This window comes from Verrucomicrobiia bacterium, assembly GCA_019634635.1.
Taxonomy (GTDB): Bacteria; Verrucomicrobiota; Verrucomicrobiia; order Limisphaerales; family UBA9464; genus UBA9464.
This window is the reverse complement of the sequence record JAHCBB010000008.1, coordinates 172,806-196,566: the sequence shown is the minus strand read 5'-3', so window position 1 is coordinate 196,566 and position 23,761 is coordinate 172,806. Positions and strand designations below refer to the sequence as shown.

Genomic DNA, 23,761 nt, shown 5'->3' with positions numbered 1-23,761 from the left:
GGCCGGAATCGACCCGGGCATGTCCGCGCGCACCTTCGAGAGTTCTTCAACCTGGGAGCGGAGCACGTGGTGACGGTGGCGGTGACTCCGGAAGGGGGTGGGAAGGTGGGGGTGAACACCATCCGGGTGGGGCCCGGAGAGCCGGGAGTACCGGAACCGGCGTTTCCGTGGACGGGATCGTATTTTGGAGGGCTGCCCTTGAAGCTGCGGGCGTTGCCTGCGCCCGGCTATGCGTTCAGCCACTGGACCGGGGATGTGCCGGTGGGGATGGAGGCTTCGGAGACGCTGGAGTGGCCGCTGGATCATGCGGCGTCGGTGACCGCCGTGTTCGTGCCGGGGCCGACGCGGGTGGTGCGGCAATATTGGAGCTTCAACGAGGTGGAGGGCCTGCTGGAGGCGCAGTGGGGGGCCGGGGCGATGGGCCTGAGGGTGGTGCCGGGGCCGACCACGGCGGTGGTGGCGGACAGCGGCCAGGAGTTTGCGGGGATCAATGCGCAGGGGGACGCCGGGGCGGGAACCCACCTGCGGGTGAACAATCCGGTCGGAACGTTGCTGGAGGTGGCATTGCCGACGACGGGATTGGATTCGGTGGTGGTGCAGTATGAGACGCGGCGATCGGGTCAGGGGGCGAGAACGCAGCAGGTCAGCTACACAACGGACGGGGAGATCTACCAGGCCTTCCGGACCGTGACGGTGATGGATGCGGCTCCGGCCGTGGTGCGGCTGGATTTCAGCGGGGTGGCCGGAGTGGCGGACAATCCGCTCTTTGGGATCCGGATTGCGGTGGAGCAGGGCGGCGGGGGCACGGCCGGGAACAACCGCTTTGACAATCTCACGCTGGAAGGACGGACCGGTGGGGGCGATGCACTTGGGGTACGGCCGGAGTTGACGCCGATGGGAGTGATCCGGGCGCGGGTGGGTGAGAGTCTGACCCGGATGTTGGAAGGGACGGATGCGGACGGTCCGGCATCGGCCCTGGAGTTTGAGTTGGTGAAGGGACCGGCGGAACTGACGCTGAGCGCGGTGGGGATGCTGGCATGGACGCCCCCGGCTGGACTGGCGGGGACGACGCAAGTGGTGCTGGTGAGGGTACGGGACGGGTTCGAGCCGTCCCTGAGCACGCTGGGACGGGTGGAGGTGCGGGTCGAGGCGGGCAATACCGCACCGGTGGTGGGTGCGGTGGCTGACCTGGCGGTAGAGGAGTTGACGCCGTTGACCCTGCAACTGGAAGCGACGGATGCGGAACAACCGGTACAGACCTTGACCTACTGGCTACTCGGAGGCCCGGCGGGAATGACGGTGAGTGCGGCGGGGTTGCTCAACTGGACCCCGACGGAAGCCCAGGGACCGGGTCAGTACCCGGTAACGGTGCTGGTAACCGACAACGGAGCGCGTCCATTGGGGACCCAAGTCCAGTTCACGGTTGGTGTGTCCGAGGTGAACCAGGCACCGGTGCTGGCGGCGGTGGCCGACCGGGAGGTCAACGCGCTGAGCCCCCTGACAGTCCAGTTGGAGGCGAGCGATGGGGACGTGCCGGCACAAACGCTGATGTATGGGTTGGTGAGCGGGCCCGAAGGCCTGACGGTTAGTGCGGAAGGGCTGGTGAGTTGGACGGCGACCCTGGCGCAGGCCCCCGGAACGTATGGGGTGAGCGTTCAGGTCAGCGACAACGGGACGCCACCGTTGAGTGACACGAAGAGTTTCAACATCACGGTGAGCGCTCCAACCGTCGAACTGGCGCGCACGATGTGGATGCTGGGGGTGGACGATGATCCGGCGGTGCAGCCGTACCGGCCGACGGCGGAGTTTGGTGCGGAGAACGGAAGGAATGACGCGCCACCGGGCAGGGTCAGCCGACTCCCTGGAGATCCGCAGTATGTGGCTGAGACCAATCCGGGATCGGATGACGACCATTACTTCGCCGGAGTGTATCCGGCGGGCTTCAACGGGCTGAGTGGTGCACTGCAGGTCCCCAACGATGAACCGTGGTGGGCGTGGGAGCGGGCGCACACGATCGGGGACCGCACCAACCGGGTGCATCTGGTGCTCGGGGCGGCGCAGGTGGCCGCCGCTGCCCGCGTGCGCATCACCATGGAACTGGTGAACGGAGGCTGGATGTTGAACGGGGTGAAACAGCCCGGGTTCGGAGATCACGACATGGTGGTCCGCTTCCGAAACCAGGGCGGGGCGGGCACGGTGCTGTGGTCGGGGCGGATCTCCCAGACCACCAATCTGGTGATGGAAGTGCTGGCGAGCGCCGTGCAGGCCAGTGCCGGGGCCAATACCATCGAGATCGTGCGCACGGGCCCCGCAGGCGCCGGTCTGTCCTACTGGATCCAGTACGATTATCTCAGGGTCCAAGCTTTGCCGGGAGGTGGCGGTAACACGCCGCCCGCGCTGGCGGAGGTGGGGGATCAGAGCGTGGCGCCGCTGAGCCCCCTGACGCTGCAGTTGGAGGCGACGGACGGCGATGAGCCGGCACAGACCCTGACGTACGGGCTGGTGAGCGGACCCGAGGGGCTTTCGGTCAGCCCGGGAGGGTTGTTGGCCTGGACACCGCCACTGGCACAGGGGCCGGGAGAATACCCGGTGACCGTGCAGGTCACCGACAGCGGCACCCCGCCCTTGAGCGACACGAAGAGTTTCAACATCACGGTCACGACTCCGGCCGTCGAACTGGCGCGCACGGTGTGGATGCTGGGGGTGGACGATGATCCGGCGGTGCTGCCGTACCGGCCGACGGCGGAGTTCAGTCAAGAGAACAAAAAGAATGATGCGCCTCCCGGACTGGTGTCGCGTCTGCCCGGGGATCCAGAGTACCTGGCCGGAAGCAATCCGGTGGCCGACGATGACTACTACTTTGCCGGAGTGTACCCGGCCGGGTTCAACGGGTTGAGCGCCGAACGGCGGGTGCCCAACGATGAGCCGTGGTGGGCGTGGGAGCGGGCGCATACGATCGGGGACCGGACCAACCGGGTGCATCTGGTGCTCGGGGCGGCGCAGGTGGCCGCTGGGGCTCGACTGCGGGTCAGCACGGAATTGGTGAGTGGAGGCTGGATGCTGAATTCGGTGTCTCAGCCCGGGTTTGGAGACCACGACATGGTGGTGCGATTCCGGAACCGCCTTGGAGTGGGGACCGTGCTGTGGTCGGGGCGGGTGTCGCAGACCACGAATCTGGTGATGGAAGTGCTGGCGAGTGCGGTGCAGGCCAGTGCGGGGGCCAACAGCATCGAGATCGTGCGCACGGGCCCCGCGGGCGCCGGCTACTCGTACTGGGTTCAATACGATTATCTGCGGGTCGAGGCGCTTGGGGGAGGCAACCAGGCACCGGTGCTGGCGGCGGTGGCCGACCGGGAGGTGAGCGCGTTGAGCCCCCTGACGCTGCAGTTGGAGGCGGGCGATGGGGACGTGCCGGGCCAGACGCTGACCTACGGACTGGTGAGCGGGCCGGCGGGGCTGACCGTGAGCTCCGGAGGCCTGGTTCAGTGGACGCCGACGTTGGCGCAGGCGCCCGGAGCGTACGGGGTGAGCGTGCGGGTTACCGACAACGGGACTCCGCCCTTAAGCGATACAAAGAGTTTCAACGTCACGGTGACGGCTCCCACCGTCGAACTGGCGCGCACGGTGTGGATGCTGGGGTTGGATGATCACCCGGCGGTGCTGCCGTACACGCCCACGGCGGAGTTCAGTGCGGAGAACGGGAGGAACGACGCGCCACCGGGCAACGTGAGCCGGATTCCCGGGGATCCGCAGTATGTGGCCGGGACCAACCCCGGTGCCGACGATGACTACTACTTCGCCGGGGTGTATCCGGCCGGCTTCAACGGGCTGACGGGCGAGCGGCAAGTGCCCAACGACGAACCGTGGTGGGCATGGGAACGGGCGCACACGATCGGGGATCGGACCAACCGGGTGCATCTGGTGTTCGGGGCGGCGCAGGTGGCTGCCGCTGCCCGCGTGCGCATCACCATGGAACTGGTGAACGGAGGCTGGATGGTGAGCGGGGTGAAACAGCCCGGGTTCGGGGATCACGACATGGTGGTCCGCTTCCGGAACCAGGGCGGGGCGGGCACGGTGCTGTGGTCGGGACGGATCTCCCAGACCACCAATCTGGTGATGGAAGTGCTGGCGAGCGCCGTGCAGGCCAGTGCCGGGGCCAACAGCATCGAGATCGTGCGTACGGGGCCGTCGGGCACCGGACTGTCGTATTGGGTCCAATACGATTACCTGCGGGTCGAGGCCCTGCCGGCCAGCGGGTCCGGGGCCGGTGGCACCGTTGCCACGGCCCGGGTCCGTGCTGCCCCGTCCGCTTCGGGCAGTTCCAGGCTGAGGCTGGCGTCCATCCCTGAGGCGGTGAATGGCGTCGTGACCTTGAACGGCTGGGATCATCTCACCCTGACCTATGACCGGCCGGAGCCCATGGATCCAGGTGTCCGATTTATCGTGGAAGCCTCCCGGGACCTCACCCACTGGGTGGAGGTGAAGGTCTTGACGATCCGTGAGGAGTTCCTGGGGGATCACCACCAGATGACGGTGATGGATCCCGTGCCCCTCGAACAGGGCGGGCCACGCTTCCTGCGGATTCGAACCGTAGCGGATGAACGCGCCCTCCAGCCGTACTGACCGGGGATGCAGCAGCCGACAGGCGGGCGGGCGCTTGTCAGTTGTTCTGCGGCAGGCCTTCGGTGTGGCCGATGTTCTTCACGGGGGCGAAAATCGCCTGCACTTCGGACAGCAGTTCCCGGTCCAGCGGCTCGGCAATCCAGGAGGCCCACCGACGGATGTTTTCCGGGTTGGCACTGCCGGCGAGTGTGGTGGTGATGTCGGGGTGCGTGCAGGAGAACTGTAGCGCCAGTTTGGCGATGTCCGATCCCCGACGCGCACACAGGGCCGCCGCCTCGCGGGCCGCCGCCTGGACCGCCTCCGGCTCCTTCAACCACGCCGGCAGCGGCGCGTTGGTCAGCAGGCGCGCACTGAAGGGGCCCGCGTTGAGGACCCCGATGCCCCGCGACTTGAGATGAGGAACCGTCTCATCGGCAAACCGGGTGTTCTGCAGCGTGTACTGGTTGTAGCTGAGCACGCAGTCCACGTCCGTCCGCCCGCAGACTTCGTGAAAGATCTTTTGCGGATATCCGCTGAACCCGATGAACCGCACCTTGCCCGCCTCCACCAGCCGGCGCAGCGCGGGGATCGTCTCCTCAATCACCGGGCCAAGCTCGACGAACTCGATGTCGTGGCAGAGGACGATATCCAGATGGTCGGTGCCCAACCGGTGCAGGGAGACATCCACCGACTCCACGACCCGCCGGGGCGAAAAGTCGAAGTGCTCCAGATCGTAGCGCCCGATCTTGGTGCACAGCACGTACTGGTCGCGGGGCACCCCCTTCAGCGCCAGCCCCAGCAACACCTCGCTCATGCCGCGACCGTAGAACGGGGAGGTGTCAAGGAGCCGGAGGCCGCAGTCGAGGGCCACGCGGACGCTCCGCAGCGCCTCGTCCACGGTGACGCTTCGGAATTCCTGGCCGAGGGAGCTGGCGCCGAAACCAAGGATGGGAAGGTGCAGGCCGGTGCGGCCGAGCGGACGGGTCTCCATGGGCGCCAGTCTGCGGTGGCGCGGTGGAGCGGGGCAAGACCCCGGGATTCCGGGAGGCCCCGCCGGGACATGGGAGCGGACGGCTGGTGAACCATGCCGGACATCCCCCCCGGACGGCCATTGTCCGTGGCATGGTGGCAGGGTGTGCCGGTCCAGATTTCCGGTTTCGTCCGGACGCCTCCGGGATACCGTCGCTTCCCGGACGGCAATCCGCCGGACCGGGCCGATCTGCATCATGGCCGCCGCCGCAAACATCGTTGACCTGCGCCGCCTGCTCGCCGAACGGTTCCCACGGGCCCAGGTTCGGCGTCCGGTGCCGGCGCCCCCGGTCCATCCCACCCGGTTGCCGGCGCTGGACAACCTGCTGGGAGGGGGGCTTGCGGAGGGGTCCATCACAGAGCTGGTCGGGAAGGGAAATGGTTCCGGCAGTGCGCAGGTGCTGCATGCGGTGCTGCACGCGGTGGCACAATCCGGGCGGTTCACGGCACTGGTGGACGGGGCGGACAGCTTCGACGTGGATGCGGCGCTGCCGGAGGTGTTGGCGCGGATGCTCTGGGTGCGATGTGCCGGGGCGGGAGAAGCCCTGAAGGCTGCAGACCTCCTGCTGCGCGACCGAAACCTGCCGCTGGTGATCCTCGATCTGAAGCCCGTCCGGACACGGGAACTGCAGCGCGTGCCCTCGAACCTTTGGTTCCGCTTCAGCCGGCTGGTCGAACACCACGGCACCACCCTGCTGGTGATCACTCCGCACGCGTTGGTCGGCGCCGCGGATGTGCGGGTTCGGGTGGACGGCGGAATGGACCTGGAACGGGTTGCCGCGGGCCCGGAGGCCGTGGCCGCCGGACTGCGGTTTGAGCTGTTGCGCCAGGAAACCGGGGTGTTCGAAGGAACACTCGCCGGAACGGCATGAGTGGATCCGCCGATGTTTGCCGTCCTCCATCTTCCCGATTTTGCGCTGCAGGCGGTGCTCCGTCTGGATCCCGGCGCCGCGTCAGATCCGGTGGCCCTTGTGGATCCCGGGCACAGCACGCCGCGGGTGATTCAGCGAACGGCGTCCGCCGCCCTCGCCGGGGTGGAGGAGGGCCAGACCGCAGTGCAGGCGCTGGCGCGCTGCCGGTCGGTGCGGGTCCGCCATCGGTCGGCGGTCCAGGAGGCCGTGGCGACCGAGGCCCTGGTGCAGGTGGTCTTTGGCTTCACGCCGAACGTGGAGATCACCGGACCCGGGATGCTGACGCTGGATCTGCGGGGCCTGACGGCGTTGACCTCGAAGGAAGGCGATGGGTCTGCAGCGCCCCTGGCGGCCTGGGCGCGGCGGCTTCAATCCGCCGTGTCCGGCCTTGGATTGAACGCCCGGGTGGGTGCCGGTCCGACCCCGAATGTCGCCCGCCATGCAGCCCGTTGGAGCGACGGGATCGAACGGGTCACCGACGCGGGCGTGTTTATCGGGTCGCTGCCGGTGGCGGCGCTCGAGCCGTCGCCGCATGTGGCGGAGATCCTCCACCAGTGGGGCATCCGGACCGTCGGGGAGGTGCTGGCGCTGGGTCAGGCCGAACTGGCGGAGCGGCTGGGGCTTGAGGCTTTTGCGCTGTTTGCTGCGGCTTCGGCCGGAGCCGTACGGCCGTTGAATCTGGTGCGTCCCGTGGAGCGCTTTGAGGAATCGCTCGATCTGGAGCTGCCGGTGGAGACCCTGGAGCCGCTGCTGTTTGTGCTGCGCCGGTTTGCCGGGCAGATCGAATGCCGGCTGGAGGCCTGTGGGCGGGTGGCCGAGGCCCTGCACCTCAGCCTGCGTCTCGAATCCGGTGCGGTGCTCGAGCGATGCCTGCGCGTGCCCCAGCCGACCCGGGCCGCCGGGTCGCTCTTCCGGATGCTGCACACGCACCTGGAGGGGGTTCGGACCGACGCCCCCATCACCGGGGTGGGGCTTCGCGCCGACCCTGCGCGTCCCGCGCAGCATCAGTTCAGCCTTTTTGAGGCGGCCCTGCGGGATCCCAATCAGTTCCAGGAAACGCTGGCCCGTCTCAGCGCGTTGGTCGGTGCCGACCGTGTGGGCACTCCGGTGCGGGAGGAGACGCACCGGCCGGGTGCTTTCCGGTTGCTGCCGCCGGATTTCGAGAACGCTCCGACGGTGCCGGCAGCCCGCGGCAACGACCGGCTCCGGCCCACCCCGATGCGGCGCTGCCGTCCGGCCCTCCCCGCCACGGTCACCCTGCAGCCATCGGATGCGGATCCCGCCCCCGAGCCCCGGACCGTCCAAAGTCCAGTGGTTTCCGGCAGGATCACCCTGGCGCTCGGCCCGCGGCGGCTGTCCGGTGGTTGGTGGGAGGCGGACGGCTGGCGGGAGGAATCCTGGGATGTCCAGATCCGGCATCATCAGGTGTGGCGTCTGGTCTGTCGGGACGGGGCGTGGACTGCGGATGCCGTGGCCGACTGAGCGCGGGAGGGAGTGAGCTCTGCGAATTCGAACGGGACTCCCCATGGCCACCCCCTACGTCGAATTGCATGCCCGGAGCGCCTTCAGCTTCCTGCGGGGCGGCTCGCTGCCGGAGTCGCTGGCGGCCGCCGCCGGGGAACAGGGGCTGCCGGTGCTGGCGCTCTGCGATCGCATGGGCGTCTCCGGCGCGCCCCGGTTCAGCCCGGCTGCCGCGGCTGTCGGTGTGCGACCGGTCTTCGGAGCCGAGCTGGTCCTTGAGGACGGCTCGGTCTTGCCGGTGCTGGTTGAGAATCGGACCGGCTACCACCACCTCTGCACCCTGCTCACCCGGGCCCACCTGCGGTCGTCCAAGGGGGCTGGAACGATTCGGTGGGATGAACTGCCGGAATTCGCCGACGGACTGGTAGCGCTGACCGGGGACGAGGAGGGGCCGCTCCGGAGGGCGCTGCACGCTCCGGATGGCGGGGCGGTGGGTGAGGTGCTGCGCCGGCTTCAGGCCGCGTTTGGTCCGGACCGGGTGTATGTCGAGGTCCAGCGCCATTTCCTGCCCGGCGAGGACCGTGTCCACAGCGCGCTGGCGACCCTGGCTGAAAGTCACCGGCTGCCGCTGCTGGCCACCAACGGCGTTCTGCACGCCACGCCGGAGGGGCGCCGCGTGATGGACGTCTTCGCCTGCCTGCGCCATCACACCACGCTGCGCGAGGCGGGCAGGCGTCTTGCCGCCAATGACGAACGTCACCTGAAGTCGCCGGACCTCATGCGGCGGCTCTTCAGGGATCTGCCCGCAGCGGTTGAGAACACGGTGCGGCTCGCCGACCGGCTCCGCTTCGAACTGCGGGACCTCGGGTATGAGTTTCCACGGTTTCCGGTGGGCTCCGGGGAGACGATGGAAGGGGTGCTGCGGGACTGGACCTGGCGCGGCGCGCGAAACCGGTATGGTGGCGTGGTTCCGGACAAGGTTCAGGCGCTGCTCCACAAGGAGCTCGCCCTCATCGAACGTCTCGGATTTGCGGGCTATTTCCTGATCGTGGCGGACCTGGTGCGGTACTGCCGGGAGCGGGACATCCTCGCCCAGGGACGCGGCAGCGCCGCCAACAGCGCGGTGTGCTACTGCCTGGGCATCACGGCGGTGGACCCGGTGCGATTCAACGTCCTGTTCGAGCGGTTCCTGAGCGAGTCCCGCAAGGGATGGCCCGACATTGACCTCGACCTCCCCAGCGGCGACCGGCGGGAACAGGTGATCCAGGAGGTGTACCGCCGCTACGGCCCGCACGGCGCGGCCATGACCGGCGCCTTCATCACCTACCGCGGACGCAGCACCGCGCGGGAGATCGGCAAGGTGCTGGGACTGCCGGCCGATGTGCTGGAACGGTTCTCGGCCTTGTTTGCGAGCGGCGACTTTCCGCACACCCTGGATCTGCTGCGCCAGATGGAGACGGCAGGGCTGTCCAAAGCCCACCCGGCCGCCCCCGCATTTGCCACGCTCTACGGACAGATCCGGGGTCTGCCGCGGCATCTCGGACAGCACTCCGGCGGCATGATTCTCGGCCAGGACCGCCTCAACCGGTTCGTGCCCCTGGAGAATGCCTCCATGCCGGGGCGGGTGGTGGCCCAGTGGGACAAGGACGACTGCGAGGACCTTGGGATCATCAAGCTGGACCTGCTCGGCCTGGGTATGCTGGCGGCGCTGCAGGAGACCGTGACGCTGTCCGCGGCGCGGGGGCGTCCGGTGGACCTGGCACGACTCCCCGAGGACGACCCGGCAACCTTTGAGATGATCCGCCGCGCCGACACCATCGGCGTGTTCCAGATCGAGAGCCGCGCCCAGATGGCGACCCTGCCGCGGATGCGTCCCGAAACGTTCTACCACCTGGTCATTGAGGTCGCGATCATTCGTCCGGGTCCGATCCAGGGGGACCTGGCACATCCCTACCTGCGCCGGCGCAACGGGGAGGAACCGGTGACCTACTATGGCGACGAGGCGCGGCTCAAGCCGGTCCTGGAGCGGACCCTTGGGGTGCCGTTGTTCCAGGAGCAAATGCTGGCCATGGCGATGACCCTGGCGGACATCTCCGGGGATGAGGCCGAGGAGTTGCGCCGGGCGATGAGCTTCCACCGTTCCGACGAGCGGATGCAGCGCGCCACGGCTCGTTTGCGGGCGGCCATGCAGCGGGCCGGCGTGGCCCCGGCGGTCACGGACCACATTGTTCAGGCCGTCGGGTCGTTCGCGCTGTACGGGTTCCCCGAGTCGCACGCCATCAGCTTTGCCTTCCTCGCCTATGCCAGCGCCTACCTCAAGGTGCACCGGACTGCGGAGTTCTTTTGCGCCCTGCTGAACCAGCAGCCCATGGGCTTTTACGTCCCCGCGACACTAATCCGTGACGCCCGGCGCCACGGCATCCGTTGCCGGCCCGTCTGCGTCGTCCGGTCCCGGTGGGAGACGGTGATCGAGGAGGACGGCCACCTGCGCCTCGGCCTGCAGCAGGTGGACGGACTGTCCCGCGGGGCGGCAGACCAGATGCTGGCCGCGCGGGAACGGGTGCCGTTTGCTTCCCTCAGCGAGTTTCTCGGACGGACCCGATTCACCCGGGACGAGCGCCGCACCCTGGCGTCCATCGGCGCCCTCAATGCACTCGCTCCGCACCGGCGTGCGGCGCTTTGGAATGTGGAGCGCGAGGTGCGACCCGACGACTTGCTGGACGGTGTCGCGTCCGGGAAGATCGCAGAGGCCTCGCCGCTGCGTCCCATGGATGCGTGGGAACGGATCCAGGCGGATTATGCGGGACTGCGGCTGACCACGGGTCCGCATCCCATGGAGCCCCTGCGACCTGCGCTGCCGGGCGTGCTGAGCGCCGCGGCCCTGCGGCGGGCGCCGCAGGGTCTCCGGGTGGAGGTCGCCGGACAGGTCATCTGCCGGCAACGTCCGGGCACGGCAAAGGGCGTCTGCTTTGTCAGCCTTGAAGACGAAACCGGCATCGCCAACGTGATCGTCGCGCCCGGGTTGTTTGAACGGGAGCGGCTCAAGATCACCCGCGAGCCGTTTCTGCGGATTGAGGGGCGCGTGCAGCAGCGGGAGGGCACCACGCATGTGCAGGCGGTTCGGATCCACGCCCTTGAGATTGCCCGGCTCCGCACCGCTGGATCCCACGATTTTGGGTAGGCGGGCCGCTATCCGGTGTCGCGGAGGTCGCGTGACAACTCCTCGATTTCGGAGCCGGCAGGGGCGCCGGGACGGCGTCGGTAGGCAAAATGGCGGCTTTTGAAGAAGCCGATCCAGTGAACCCGCTTCAGGCGCGAGTTTGGGTCACGCCGCCGGTCCGAGGTGTCAAAGGTGACCCGCATTTCCCGTACCTCCCCGCCGGATTTGAAGTGCCCGATCAGTGCGTCGAGCTGCACATCAATAAAACCGCAGCCGTGCAGGGCGTCGGGAATGAAGAAGTCACCGGCCGCCAGCCGGGCCACGGCCACGTCGTCCTCGCTGAACCGTTCCACGGGAACAAAGCCCACCTGCAGGACCGTTCCGGTGGCCTGTCCGGCGAGGGGAGCCATTTCAAACCTCAGTTCGAACCACTGACGTTGTGGCGCCGGCTCCGATGGTGTCCGGACCTGGTGGGCAAACTGCAGGCCGCGGTGGGTCCATTCCCGCCAGGCCATTCCCGCGGGATCCGGACGGTCCACCGGGTGCAGCGTCAGCCTCGGAGGCGTTTGCGGCGGGTGGCCGGGCTCCCGCCCGACGCCCAATTGGAAGCGGGAACCGAGGAATTTCCGGAAATCGTAACAGTACATCGAGGCCAGCAATGGCCACCAGCGACGCAGGCTCGGGGTCACGGCCCAACGGCTGATGTACGCCATCCAGCCCTCGTTGACCGGATGCTGGGCCTCCGTGCCGAGATGACACAGGGACCAGGCGTCCTCCATCAGCTGGGCGACCTGCATCAAGTAGAACAAAGTCCGCGCTTCCTCATCGGGGGACGGGGGCGGAACCGCGGCCTCGGGAAAGACCTCGGGGAAAAATTCGGCGCGAAGGTGCGGCGGAGCCCCGTCCCGGATCGCAGCCTCCAGGGACGCGGCGCGTTGGGCCAGTGCCAGCAGTTCATCGCTCGAATCGCGCCATCCGGGCTTCCAGAGGCGCGACGCCCTGAAGAAGACCCGCTCGGCGGCCATCCGGTGGTCCCGCGGGACTTCATCCGCAAACCGGAACAGCACATGGCCCGCATGCATGCCCAGCCGCCGGTAGGATTCCCACTGCGCCTCATCGTAGAACTGGTCCGCCGTGGTCTGCTGGGGAAACTCGGGGTTCAGGGTGCGGTACTGGGCGACGTCACAGGGCTCGTCGCCGGTCAGCACCGGCTTGACATAGAGCAGCGTGCCCTTGTCCGCGCCGCCGAGTCCGTCGTAGTGGATCGTGCCCACCGCCACGTGCTGGGCGCTCAGGCCGTTCGGACCCGGCCGCAGCGGCGCAAAGTCAATCTCCACCTCCACCCCGAAATCCTCGCGCACGCGCCGCAGGCTGGTGGCGAAGTCGTCGAAGGTGTTCTCGGGATCCGCACCGCAGTCGCAGAGGATCACATACCGGCAGTGACGGCGGATGAGTTCGTAGAAGCCAAAGTTCTCAAAATGCGCGCCATCGGAGAGGTGGACGTAATCCGGAGCGGTGGTGTCCGGTCCGGAGGGGGGCGCGGCGTTGGTCCATCCGAACAGCTCGCAGAGAAACAGCCGTCCGGGAAACGTGGGCACCATCGGACGGTTGCCGCCGGGGTGGGGCAGCCAGAGCCCGAGCCGCAGGTTCAGCGCGACCATGAGGAAGGTGACCGCCGGGCCGAGCGACATCGAGATGGCGCCCATCTGCGAGTTGAATGCCGAGGCCGAGGCGGTCAGTGCGGCCGCAAAGGACAACGCGGGAAGCTGGCGGGTCTGGTCGCCCAGGCTCAGTCCGCGCTGCGAGACGACGGCGCTCCGGGCGCCTCGATACAGGCTGGACAGCGGGTCGCCATTGAGATGGTTGGCGGCGCAGCAAACGAGATGAATTGGCCGCAACGGGAGGGGCGAACCCCTGGCGTCTGGCGCGGCGGCCCGGAGTGTGGCGTCCTGCAGGGCGCCCAGGGTGAAATCATCGCGCCGGCGCTCGTGGGTCTGCCGATTGTAGTCCGGAGGCGTCGGTTGCCGGAGGGCATCGGGATTGGCTGCACCGAGAAAGCAGCGCGCGATGCGGCTGCGATAGAAGTCGTGCAGTCCGATCCGCGCCGGATCGAGGCATTTCAGGATGAGGAACACCAGCCCCGCACAGACCGCAAAAGCGGCCAGCCACATGCCGGGACGGTTGACCTCGAGACCCACCAGCAACTGGGCCAGGAAGAGAAAGAAAACCACCACAGTCACGTTGGCGATCCATTGCGGCAGCAGCGGCTTGAGCCGGTCCAGCAGCCCGGACTTGCCGGCATCCTTGACCGACGTCTCCAACCAGCGCCGCAGCAGGGCAAAGGTGGCCCCCAGGCCCACTGCGGCGCCGCCGGTAACGCCGCCGTGCTCGCCGATCCACCGGTCACCCGCCTTGGACCACGTCACCGCCAGCTGCCACAGCAGTCCAAGCCCCGCCCACACCAATGCCGGGGCCAGGCATCGTGCAATGGTGCGATCCAACGCCCTGGAGAAATAGAGGCGCGGTTCCCGGGAGTCCGGATTCCCAAGATGGATGAAGCGGAAGGCGAGCAGCAGGCCTCCGGCGATGCCCCATGCGGCCGCCGCGGCGTAAATCCAGGGGCCTGCCGCCTCGGCAATTCCGGCGGTGCCGGAAAACACGCGGCTGCCGTTGGCCGGGATGCGCAACCAGAGCCACCGCAACAGGACCAGCAGCCCGGCCGAAAGGACTGCGGCGAGGGTGGCAAGGCGGCGGACCGAGTCATCCCCAAGCTCCTCCGCTTCGGCCGGGTGGACCGCGTGCCAGGCGCGTTCGGCAAGCTGATGGATCCCCAACGTGGCCGCGGCCATCACGACTCCGGCGACCAACCAGGGCACGCTGACCGTCGCGGCGACCATGAGCAGCCAGAGCAACCAGGCACCCCCGGCAAACGCGATGGCAAAGCTCAACGAGGGCATCAGGCCGCCCAGGACCGCCACCACGCCATTCCACATCTCGACCTCGAACAAACCCAGCCGGGGCATCAGGAACCGGCTGAATTCGCGGAGATGCCGGATTTCCGGACGCTCCCGCCCGTCCCGCAACGACGCCGGGTTGCCGCTAACGGCAAGATGCTGTGGCGTCGGTTCGGGAAACTGAAGGGCGGCCGTCGGGTCGGCTTTGGCGGAGTGCAGCCGCCAGGCGGTCCAGAACCCGCCCACATAACCGCCTCCGGACACCGTGGCCACATAGTCCACCAGTCCCAGCAGGTTTTTGTCCTGGAGCGCCTGAAGGAACCCCAGGTTGAAGGTCGCGCTGCGGATACCGCCGCCGGACAGCGCAAGTCCGACGCGGTCGCGGTTGGTAAATACCAACCAGGGTTCTTCGGCCGGACCGGGATCCGAGACCTGGCACTCCAGACGGCGTCCTCCCCCCGTGCTGCCTGCAAGCCCCAGTTGTTCCTCCTCGCAGGCGATCAGTTGCTGGAATGAAAACGGCCCCTCGGCGGGCAGGGAGGTGTTGGGTCCGGTGGCGGCCGTTGGTGTCATGGGAGATACCGGGACTCCGGCCCGGTCAGTCGGGTTCCGCAATCAAATCGTAATCGGTGTGCCCGATGACCCGCACCCGGGCGAAGTCACCCGCCGGAAGGCGCCCACGAATGTATACCCGTCCGTCAATATCCGGGGCGTCCGCCTCGCCCCGGGCCACCAGGTATCGCCCCCGCCGCGCGGCGTCTGAATCGAGGGACGTCCCGGTGGTTTCCTGGCGGAGGAGCCCGTGCTCCCAGGAACTGACCTGAGCCCTGGCGAGTTCATTGGCCGCAGCCTCCCCCTCGACCAGCACGCGGAGGGTCTGGCCGACGAACGATGCCGACACCGCGGTCGCGACGGTCCTCTGGGCCGCCATGGCGCGTTCCCGGCGTTCCTGCCGTCGGGCGGGCGGCACCTGGCGGCTCATCCGGCCCGCCACCGTGCCGTCCTCCTGTGAATAGGCGAATACGCCAAGCCGCTCGAACCGGGTTTCTGTGATGAAGTCCAGGAGTTCCTGGAACTGGGCCTCCGTCTCGCCCGGAAATCCGACGATGAAGGTGGTCCGCAGGGCGATCCCCGGGATCCCCGCGCGGATCCGCGCGATCAAGTCGCGAATGTACCGTCCGTCGGTCTCCCGTCGCATGCGCGCCAGCACGTCGTCATGGATGTGCTGCAGGGGCATGTCCACATAGCGGACCACTTTCCGGCACGCGGCAATGGTTTGGATCAGCTCGTCGGTCCAGTGCGCCGGATGCGTGTACAGGAGGCGGATCCAGAAGTCGCCCTCCAGGGATTGGAGCGCGCGCAGCAGTGTGGACAGTGTCGTGGCGTCGGCGGCCAGCGACTGTGTTGCCGCGGAAAACTTCTGCGGCGAGGAAATGGTGCGACGGTGGTTTGGACGCAGATCCAGTCCGTAGTACGTGGAGTCCTGCGAGATCAGGTTCAATTCGCGGACTCCGTCCGCGATCAGTTGCCGGGCCTCCGCGACGAGATCCGGCTGCGGGCGGCTCCGGTGCGATCCCCGCATGCGGGGAATGATGCAGAAGCTGCAGGGATGATTGCACCCCTCGGCAATCTTCACATACGCCAGGTGGCGCGGGGTCAGACGGAAGCGGGGGGTGTCGAAGTGCGGGATGTAATTCGGGCGCACGGTGACCCGTGTCTCCGGTGCGGGCGGTGTCACCACGCGGCGCGTGCGGCCAAACGCCTCCGTGCCGCGGACGGCTTCCTCCGGGTCATGCGGTGTGGCCGCGGAGGCCCCGATCTCCGCGAGCCGGGACTGGATGCCGGAGCGTCCGCGTGGTCGCGCGGGCGCTTCCGTGCGCCCGGCCCGGCGGCTGATCGCCTCCTCGACCATGGCGCCGACCTGTTCCACCTGGTCAATCCCCATGAACACATCCACCTCGGGCAGGAGCTTCGGGAGCTCCTCCCGGAACCGCTGGGGAAGGCAGCCCGACACGATCACCGCCTGGTCGGGACGCGTCCGCGTCCGCAGTTCGGCGGTTTCGAGGATGGTGTCCACGCTCTCCTCCTGCGCCGCGTCAATGAACGAGCAGGTGTTCACGATCACCGCGTCAGCCTCGGCCGGATCATTCACAATCTCGACGCCGTCCCGGAGCAGCGAGCCCAGCATGATCTCGGCGTCCACGAGGTTCTTGGCGCAACCGAGGGAAATGAGGCCGACACGGCGCGGGCGGGCGGGCGGGAGAGTGGCGGACGTGCTCAACGGATCGCGACTCTACGGCAGGCACCGGCGGCCGGAAACGGCGAATCTTCGCCGGATGGGGGCGGGACTCAGGCTGAAATCCATCGCTGCAGGCGACCGGCGAGGCGGGCGGCACGGGCGGGATCGGTGATGACGTTTGGGAAATCCCGATCCAGACGGCCGGGTTCGGGGACGATGCCCCAGGCCGTCAGCGTGAACACCTCGCAGGCTCGACCCGGGGGCAACCCGAGTTCGCGGGCCTGGCGTTGGAACCGGGCGCGCAATTTCTGCTTCCATGCCTCCAGGTCGGCCGTCGGCTCGATCTGGTGGCGGGCCACCCAGGGCAGCCATTCATTGATCTGGCTCTGATGGCACCACGATTCCGCCGCGATGACGTCGAACGCCTCCTCGACATCCACGACGAGGTCGGCGCCGTTGGCCCCGGCCATGTAGCCGTCGTAGGTGTTGAGGATCACCGGGGTGCGGACCGGCCGCGACGTGGATTCGTCGGCCACGGGGTATTCCTCGAGGAACGCGTGCGGGACGTTGATCATATAGGCAACCCGACGCACGGCTTCGGCGACCGTGACATGATCGGGGTGAATCCCAGCCAGCGGGTCGGAGGGCACGGGGGGGCAGAGCAGGTAGTCGGGCTCGAATTCCCGGATGACGTTCCACAGGGCGGCGAGCAGGTCCGTGGTCAGGGTGCGGCAGGCCTCCTCAAACGGCCGCCCATCCGGTTTGCGAAGGAGCTCGAAGGAATAGCCCCCGATGCGGGCACTGGCCTCCTGCTCGGCAAGCCGGATCCGGGCCGTCTCCTCACGCGTGCGACGGTGGTGTCCGGAGCGTCCGTCGGTGCACACCACCACCCGGCCCTCAAACGCGCCTCCGAGCTGGCGCCGCCACAGCTCAAAGGTTCCGGCGGCGACGAACTCGAAATCATCAAAGTGGGCGTGAACATGCAGAACGCGCATCCGTGCCAGCATGAACTGCAGGCCTCCCGACCCGGAAGCGAAATGGCAGCGGGCTCCGGCCGCGGCAGCGATGGGCCCAGCCCGCTGCTCCAGGATGCGGCGGACGAACCCATCCGGTGTCCCGGTCGGATCCTTTACGCCGGACCGACGCTGTCCCATTACGAATTCTGGGAGCCCAATGGGACCCGGCTCACCGACGAAATCTGGGGCCAGCGGGTTCAGGACCGAAACACGCCGGCGCTTCCGCCCTGGACGGAGCCCTACATCGTCCCGTCGGCCGTGCCGTAGCGATCCGGGCACTGCGGAGGTCGCGAACGCCCGTGGCACCTCCGCCGGAGCCTTTTCTGCAGCGGTCGCGAGCCCGGCGGCTATGGTAAGCCGGCGTTCCTGTCGCGGAAGAAATCCTGGATTGCCCGCAGGGCTTCCGTCTCGTCGGCGCCGGCCGCCTCAATGACCAGCGCGGTTCCCAGTCCGGCGCTCAGCAGCAGCAGGCTCAACACGCTCCGGCCATCCGCCATGCGGCTGCCCACGTGGAAACAGATCCGCGAACTGAAGTTCTGGGCGAGTCGGACCAGTTCCGTGGCCCTGCGGAGGTGCAGCCCATCCCTCCACGCTATGGTGACCTTGGTGCGCGTCATGGATTTCCGGTTTTCCTGTATTGGATGGCATCCGCGACCACCCGTTCAGCCGGGATCCGAAAAATAAGTGCCCCTCACGCTGTCGTCGCCCGGACCCACGCCGCAGCGGCGCGTCCCGCCGCGCCGTCCCCCGGTTCGTGGCGGGTGACCCGGGCGGCGCTCAGCACGGCGGTCTGCGTTGCCGTGGAGGCCGGTTCGCCGGCCAGCCAGAGGGATCGCACCCCGCCCAGCGCAAGGAATCCGGGAAGATCACCGTACTTTGCCCCGCCCGGAAGGAAACGAACGTCCTGGAGGTCGTCCACCTGGAGGAACCGGAACCCGTGCGTGTCGCAGGCCGCCGCATCCAAAGCGTCCCCGCACACCGCCAGAGTCGCGGCCAACACCGGCCCGCTGACCTCGCCCAGCGCCACCGCGGCCACGTGCCTCGAAGGGGTCTCGTAGGAGCGCACAAAACGCAGGACGGTCAGCACATCGTGCACCCGCTGGGCAAACAGGGCGCGGTTGTAGCCGAAGGTGTACGCGGCGGCCTCGCGCGGATTTCGTACCCGTCGCGTGCGCGTGACCGGCTGGCCATCGGTCAGGAATTCTCCCTGGAACAGCAGGTCCACCCCGCAGACCGTCATGCCGGCATCGAGCAATTCGCGGATCTCCGGCAGGAGCTGTCCCCCGGAAACCAGCCCCGCCTTCCCGGTGTCGGTGAGCCAGATCACGGTGCTCCCGTTCCATGCCTTCGGGTGCAGGAAGAGGATCGGCAGCTCCTCCTGCGGCGCCTCATGGCGCAGCCGGCCATCCATCTCCCACCAGTCGCCCCGGTCCACCTTGTTGCGCTGGGTCCAAGTAACCCTGCCGACGTCGGCGTAGCGCCGCCCGATCAGCGTTTCCACCGCGGGGCCGCACAGGGCCCGGTACGCCGCAGGATCCCCGGAGGCCGCCGCCACCTGTGCCGCGGCGTCCTCCCGCCATGCACGAAGCAGTCGCCGCTCGAAGTCCGGATCCCCGGCCGGTGGTGCCGGATGCGCGGCATCCCACACCGTGAGCTCATCGCGGCCGAGCGGCGTGTAGTCCTGCTCCAGGACCGGCTCGGCGAAGCCCAGCCGGAAGTGGCGGTTGAGCCATCCGTAGAACGCCGAGCGCGACACCTCGTTGTAATTATGCGGGAAGTGTTCCCCGCGGTGGATCATCACCGCGTCCGGCGCCCCCAGCAGGCGGTACAACTGCTGCAGCTCGGGATATCCCTTGGTGGCGAGTTCACGGGTCCAGTCATCCGCGGTGGTCAGCCCCTGGGGACGCGGCGCTGCGAGCGCGGCGAACTCGACGTTGCCGGTGTCCACGCGCAGCAGGCAGGCGTTCTCACAGGTGCAGCCGCCCTGCATGGCGGTGCTCACCATCACCGCGGGAAATGACAGGGCGATGCGTGGATCCAGCGCCGCCAGGATCATGGTCTGCGTGCCCCCGCCGCTGGCCCCCGTGACGGCGATGCGGTCGGGATCCACCTCGGGAAGGGTCAGCACAAAATCCACCGACCGGATCGCGTTCCAAGTCTGCAGTCCCATGGTGCTCTGCAGGTGGGACTCCGCGCGCGGACTGAACAACCCCCAGTTTTCCGGGGTGTTCATCTCCGGACGCTGCTTCGCAAAACTGTGGTTCAATTCGCTGGAGATCTGGAGGGCATCGGAATCCCCGAGCATGTCCCACTGCCACACCACGCAGCCCATGCGGGCCAGTTGGACGCACAGGGACTGGAAGCGGCTTCGCCCCCCCTGCTCAAAACGCTCGGCGCCGGTGGCAATCTCCCGCCGCAGCTCGTCCTCGGGGGTCAGCGACAGCCGTGCATCCTTCCAATGCCCGTGGGCGAAGAGGACTGCCGGCACCCGGCCGCTCGGGGCCACTGGACGGTACAGGTTGCCGGTGACCTTCAGGCCGGGAAGGCTCTCGAAATACACCTTCTCGATCGTGTAGCCCTCCCGGAGGATGCGGCCATGGGGCACCGCGTTGAGCGGGGTGCGCCGGGGCAGGGGCCACAGCCCGAGTGCGACCTGCATCTGGCGGCGGACCACCGCGGCACGGGCTTCCCATTCCTCTGGCGTGGCCGGAGGGGTGAACGGGAAGTAGCCGTCGAGATCCTTCAGGGGTTGCAGTCGCACATCTGCCGGCGCTCCCGACGGCCCCGTGGCCGCGAGGGCCGTCCGGGTGGCGGCAAGTCCCGCCGGGACGACGGCGGCGGTGGCGAGAAATTGGCGACGGTTGACGGCGGCGTTCATGGCAGGCGTGGTGGCCTGATGGAACCTGCCAGCGGCGCGGGAGAAAAGCGAAAGCGTGCTCCGTCTCCGGGGAGCGAGACCGCCCCGCCCCGCCCCGCCCCTGGACGTCCGCTGCGAAACTCCAGTCAACGTCCGCGACCGGCCGTCTCCGGACCTACGGTGAGGCGCCTGCCTTGGTCGCGGCAGACCTGAGCCACGTGCTGAAGGAACGCCTGCCGGCCCGCCTGGACCTCTCCACCCGGTTCGAGCGGATGGAAGCGCACGCTTTCCACCGCGTGCGCCCAGGTTTTTGGATTCTCCAGATCGCCATCGGCCGCGAAGTGCAATACTTCGCCACCGTCGTTCCAGAACACCCAGATTTCGTTCGCCACCGGTGAGGTGGGTCCCACGAAGAATTCCTGGGAACTCCCCCGGTCGTTGGTGGGTTCCCGTTGCGACAGAAAGCCCGCCAGGGCTTCGCGCAGGCGGGCGTCCGGAACCGCACCAGCGACGGGCGGATATCCGGGGCCGCCCGGCTTCGGCAACGGGATCGCCGTCCAGGGAATCCACACGGTTTGCCAGTCAGAGCCTCCCTCCGGTTCGACGCCCGGATGCACCCCGCGAATCTTGAATCCAAAATCGCGATGAGTGGTGCCATGCTCGGTCGAGACGTAATCCGCGCGTTTGAGATCCACCCACAGCTTTTCCCGTGGCAACCACAGTTCAGCAAAATGGCTGCGGTCGCCTTCGTCCTTCCCGGCCGGCAGCATGCGGGTCCAGACGGCCACGGCGTCCGGTGGGTCCGAACGCATCGCCGCCTGCAATCCGACGTACCAGAGGTCCACATAGGCGATTACGTCGGCCAGGAACGGCACGCTGACGAGTTCGGTGGCGGGATCCGTGGTTCCCCGGGAAGTGACAGGGCCCATGCGCTGGTTCGCCGTGGCGCAACCGGCGAGGAATCCCGCAAGCAACCAGCATCCCAGGCTGCGGGTGTTCATGGCCGGCGCTCTGTGAGCGTGTAGAATTGATTGCCCGCAATCCGGCCTTCGCGTTCCCGCGGCACGGCGACAAAATGGCCTCCCGGATGATCCGGCAGGTTGGCGGTCATCCAGGCATAGGCCCGTCCGGTCACCCCCGTGCTGCCGACACGCCGCAATTCCAGAAAGAGATCCGGGGAATCCGGACCGCCCGCAAGCGCGGCGGCGGCGAGCTGTGCCGCATGGTTGAGCAACGCCGCGATGCGCCCGGGCTGGCCGTCGTTGGCGATCCGGACCAGATAGTCCACCCGGCGGTGCACGCGGGGCACGGCCACAAAACGACCCTGCCCGTCGCGGTGGAAACCTTCCACCTGTCCCGGTGCCGTGATGACCTCGATCAAGTTGGCAGCCCGCGTGTTGGCCACCTCCTGCTGGGAATAGCCCGGCGGGATGTGCCGCAACCGGTTGTTCAGCACCCAGACGATCTCCTCCATGCCACGCCGGCAGTCCTCCTCGCTGCGATACAGCGGATCCCCCGGAAACGGCACCTCGTTGATCAGCAGCCGCGCCACGTAGCCCTCGGGCGTTGAGGCCGGTGCCAGCCGGACATTCTGGGCGAGCAGGCCCCAGCCCAAACTGAGGGCCGCCCAACAAAATCCCGCCATGCGTAAAGACATCGTCAAGCGTGTACCCCCATGCACCCCTGGGGTCCAGCAGCATCCCGGATCGTCCTTCCCGTAAACCCCTGCGGGCCCCAGAAATGGCGTTGCCGGAGGAGGCTCCGGGCTTACCCTGCGACTGTTCCGAACGATCACGGCTCGGAACGCCGCATCATTCAAAGACATTCCTGCCATGGCTCACGAACTCGCCCCCCTCCCGTATCCGAAGGAAGCCCTCGAACCGCACATTGACGCGCTGACGATGGAGATCCACCACGGCCGCCACCACAAGGCTTACGTGGACAACCTCAACAAGGCCATTGCCGGCACCCCGCTTGAGTCGAAGTCCCTCGATGCCCTGATCGGCGACCTCGCTTCGGTGCCCGAGAACATCCGCGGACCAGTCCGCAACAACGGTGGCGGGCACTGGAATCACACTTTTTTCTGGAAACTGATGGGGCCCGGCAAGGGCGGCACCCCATCGGGCGAGCTTGCCGCGGCCATTCACAGCGCCTTTGGAACCTTGGAGGACTTCAAGGCGAAGTTCGAGGCTGCTGGCCTTGGGCGCTTCGGTTCCGGTTGGGTCTGGTTGGTGGTGAATGGCGGGAAACTCGAAATCGCCTCCACCCCGAACCAGGATTCTCCGGTCATGGGCAAGGCCGTGGCTGGCGTCGAGGGCAAACCCATCCTGGGCGTGGACGTGTGGGAACACGCCTACTACCTCAAGTACCAAAACAAGCGCGCCGACTACCTGAAGGCCTTCTGGAATGTCGTGGACTGGGATGCCGTCGGCACCCTGTATGCGGCCGCGAAGTAGCGGGTCTCCCCAGAGCGAATTCGGCTGCGCCGTCCGGGGTGTCGGAAGGCGTTTTTTTGGCAGACCCTCCCGTTTCGTCGCGCGCGTACCGGACGGGCGATCAGCCCGCCTTGCGCTGCCGGTATTCGCTGGGGCGCCAACCGGTCCACTTTTTGAACGTATTTGAGAACACAAACGGGTTCGCGTACCCGACGGCATCGGCAATGACTTCCAATTTGTCATTGCCTCCGGTCAGCAGGGCGGCGGCGTGACGCATGCGCAGGTAGGTCACCTGATTCATCGGGGAACGTCCCAACTGCCGCCGGCAGAGCCGTCGCAGATGCTCTCCGGAGCAATGAGCCCGCCGTGCGAGTTCGGTGAGGTTCCAATGCTCCCCCGGTGCCGCGGCGACGGCCTCCCACAGCCGGGCGAGGCGGTCCTCGACATGCCACGGTTGGGCGAAGCGGAAGACATAACCATGGATCAACTCGACCCAATGGTGCTGCGCCGCCGGCTGCGGGCCGGCGGCTTGTTCATGGTAGAGTCCCTCGATCGCGGCGTTCAGGGCATCCCCGGGGAACCGAGCCAGAACCGGCGCCGCCGAATTGATCAGCGGGCCGTGGCCGGCGGTGGGTTGGTAGCGGACCCACGCAAATCCCCAGCGCTTCCCACGGATGGCATGAAAGGCATGCAGCACGTGCGGCGGTGCCAGGCACGCCATGCCGGCTCCGCAGCGTTGCCACCGGCCGTCGAGGTAGATCCGTCCCTCGCCAGATACACAGGCCAGGAAATAGGTGCCCGCAAGGTCGGTGCGCACCATGGCGTAGGGCGCCGCGGCATCGGCCACCCCAACATGGGCAATCCCGTGCACGGCGAGTGCCGGACACCCGGATGCCCGCACGATCCATTCACGGGAGTGTGGACCGGCGCGATGGGTCTCGACCAGCGGGGGATGCGTCATGGGAGGCCTGACGTCCGCCAGCGTGCCGCCCGCGGCCTCCGGTGACAACCGCCGGGTCCCTGATGCGATCCCCCGGGATTGCCATCGAGTTTCGCGTGCCCCGACGAGCGGCGGGGCCTCCCGGCACGGCCGTGCG

14 protein-coding genes and 1 pseudogene are annotated in these 23,761 nt (G+C 67.8%); 6 read left to right on the top strand and 9 right to left on the bottom strand.

Features of this window, described 5'->3' with window-relative positions:
- Nucleotides 1–4,623: hypothetical protein (locus KF791_07965; GenBank protein MBX3732514.1), on the top strand; the 4,623-nt coding region annotated here is incomplete at its 5' end.
- Nucleotides 4,624–4,660: 37 nt separating this feature from the next.
- Here KF791_07965 and KF791_07960 read toward each other — a convergent pair.
- Entirely contained in the window at nucleotides 4,661–5,593 is a 933-nt protein-coding gene (locus tag KF791_07960) for an aldo/keto reductase (GenBank protein MBX3732513.1), read from the bottom strand.
- Between the two features lie 235 nt (nucleotides 5,594–5,828).
- Between KF791_07960 and KF791_07955 the strand changes: the two genes are divergently transcribed.
- From KF791_07955 to KF791_07945, 3 genes are read left to right on the top strand one after another with little or no spacing between them, the layout of a single operon-like run.
- Entirely contained in the window at nucleotides 5,829–6,503 is a 675-nt protein-coding gene (locus tag KF791_07955) for a hypothetical protein (GenBank protein ID MBX3732512.1), read from the top strand.
- Nucleotides 6,504–6,515: 12 nt separating this feature from the next.
- Complete coding sequence (locus tag KF791_07950; GenBank protein ID MBX3732511.1) at nucleotides 6,516–8,024, top strand: DNA polymerase Y family protein; 1,509 nt, start codon at nucleotides 6,516–6,518, stop codon at nucleotides 8,022–8,024.
- A 43-nt stretch (nucleotides 8,025–8,067) separates the two neighbouring features.
- Nucleotides 8,068–11,184: an error-prone DNA polymerase gene (locus KF791_07945; protein ID MBX3732510.1), complete on the top strand. Its 3,117-nt coding sequence runs from the start codon at nucleotides 8,068–8,070 to the stop codon at nucleotides 11,182–11,184.
- 8 nt (nucleotides 11,185–11,192) lie between these two features.
- Here KF791_07945 and KF791_07940 read toward each other — a convergent pair whose 3' ends face one another.
- The 3 genes and pseudogenes from KF791_07940 to KF791_07930 form a co-directional block, all read right to left on the bottom strand.
- Nucleotides 11,193–14,690: a patatin-like phospholipase family protein gene (locus tag KF791_07940; protein ID MBX3732509.1), complete on the bottom strand. Its 3,498-nt coding sequence runs from the start codon at nucleotides 14,688–14,690 to the stop codon at nucleotides 11,193–11,195.
- A 25-nt stretch (nucleotides 14,691–14,715) separates the two neighbouring features.
- Nucleotides 14,716–16,356, bottom strand: a pseudogene (gene rimO / locus KF791_07935) (30S ribosomal protein S12 methylthiotransferase RimO).
- A 110-nt stretch (nucleotides 16,357–16,466) separates the two neighbouring features.
- Nucleotides 16,467–17,351 (bottom strand): PIG-L family deacetylase, encoded by an 885-nt coding sequence (locus tag KF791_07930; protein MBX3732508.1) that lies wholly within the window; start codon nucleotides 17,349–17,351, stop codon nucleotides 16,467–16,469.
- Between KF791_07930 and KF791_07925 the strand changes: the two genes are divergently transcribed.
- Entirely contained in the window at nucleotides 17,331–17,639 is a 309-nt protein-coding gene (locus KF791_07925) for a DUF3160 domain-containing protein (protein MBX3732507.1), read from the top strand. The two genes, KF791_07930 and KF791_07925, sit on opposite strands and share 21 nt — an antisense overlap.
- Before the next feature lie 80 nt (nucleotides 17,640–17,719).
- Here the strand turns inward: KF791_07925 and KF791_07920 are convergent, their stop codons facing one another.
- From KF791_07920 to KF791_07905, 4 genes are all read right to left on the bottom strand, one after another.
- Entirely contained in the window at nucleotides 17,720–17,989 is a 270-nt protein-coding gene (locus tag KF791_07920) for an HPr family phosphocarrier protein (protein ID MBX3732506.1), read from the bottom strand.
- A 74-nt stretch (nucleotides 17,990–18,063) separates the two neighbouring features.
- Nucleotides 18,064–20,250, bottom strand: coding sequence for an acetylxylan esterase (locus tag KF791_07915; GenBank protein MBX3732505.1), 2,187 nt, complete (start codon nucleotides 20,248–20,250; stop codon nucleotides 18,064–18,066).
- 125 nt (nucleotides 20,251–20,375) lie between these two features.
- Nucleotides 20,376–21,230 carry a hypothetical protein gene (locus KF791_07910; GenBank protein ID MBX3732504.1) on the bottom strand — a complete coding sequence of 285 codons (855 nt, stop codon included), beginning with the start codon at nucleotides 21,228–21,230 and terminating at the stop codon, nucleotides 20,376–20,378.
- The gene (locus tag KF791_07905) at nucleotides 21,227–21,874 is read right to left on the bottom strand and encodes a hypothetical protein (GenBank protein ID MBX3732503.1); all 648 of its coding nucleotides are present in this window, start codon (nucleotides 21,872–21,874) and stop codon (nucleotides 21,227–21,229) included. Before KF791_07905 ends, KF791_07910 begins: the two co-directional genes overlap by 4 nt.
- Before the next feature lie 187 nt (nucleotides 21,875–22,061).
- Between KF791_07905 and KF791_07900 the strand changes: the two genes are divergently transcribed.
- Nucleotides 22,062–22,685 carry a superoxide dismutase gene (locus KF791_07900; GenBank protein ID MBX3732502.1) on the top strand — a complete coding sequence of 208 codons (624 nt, stop codon included), beginning with the start codon at nucleotides 22,062–22,064 and terminating at the stop codon, nucleotides 22,683–22,685.
- 100 nt (nucleotides 22,686–22,785) lie between these two features.
- Here the strand turns inward: KF791_07900 and KF791_07895 are convergent, their stop codons facing one another.
- Nucleotides 22,786–23,625 (bottom strand): AraC family transcriptional regulator, encoded by an 840-nt coding sequence (locus KF791_07895; protein MBX3732501.1) that lies wholly within the window; start codon nucleotides 23,623–23,625, stop codon nucleotides 22,786–22,788.
- Between the last annotated feature and the right edge of the window lie 136 nt (nucleotides 23,626–23,761).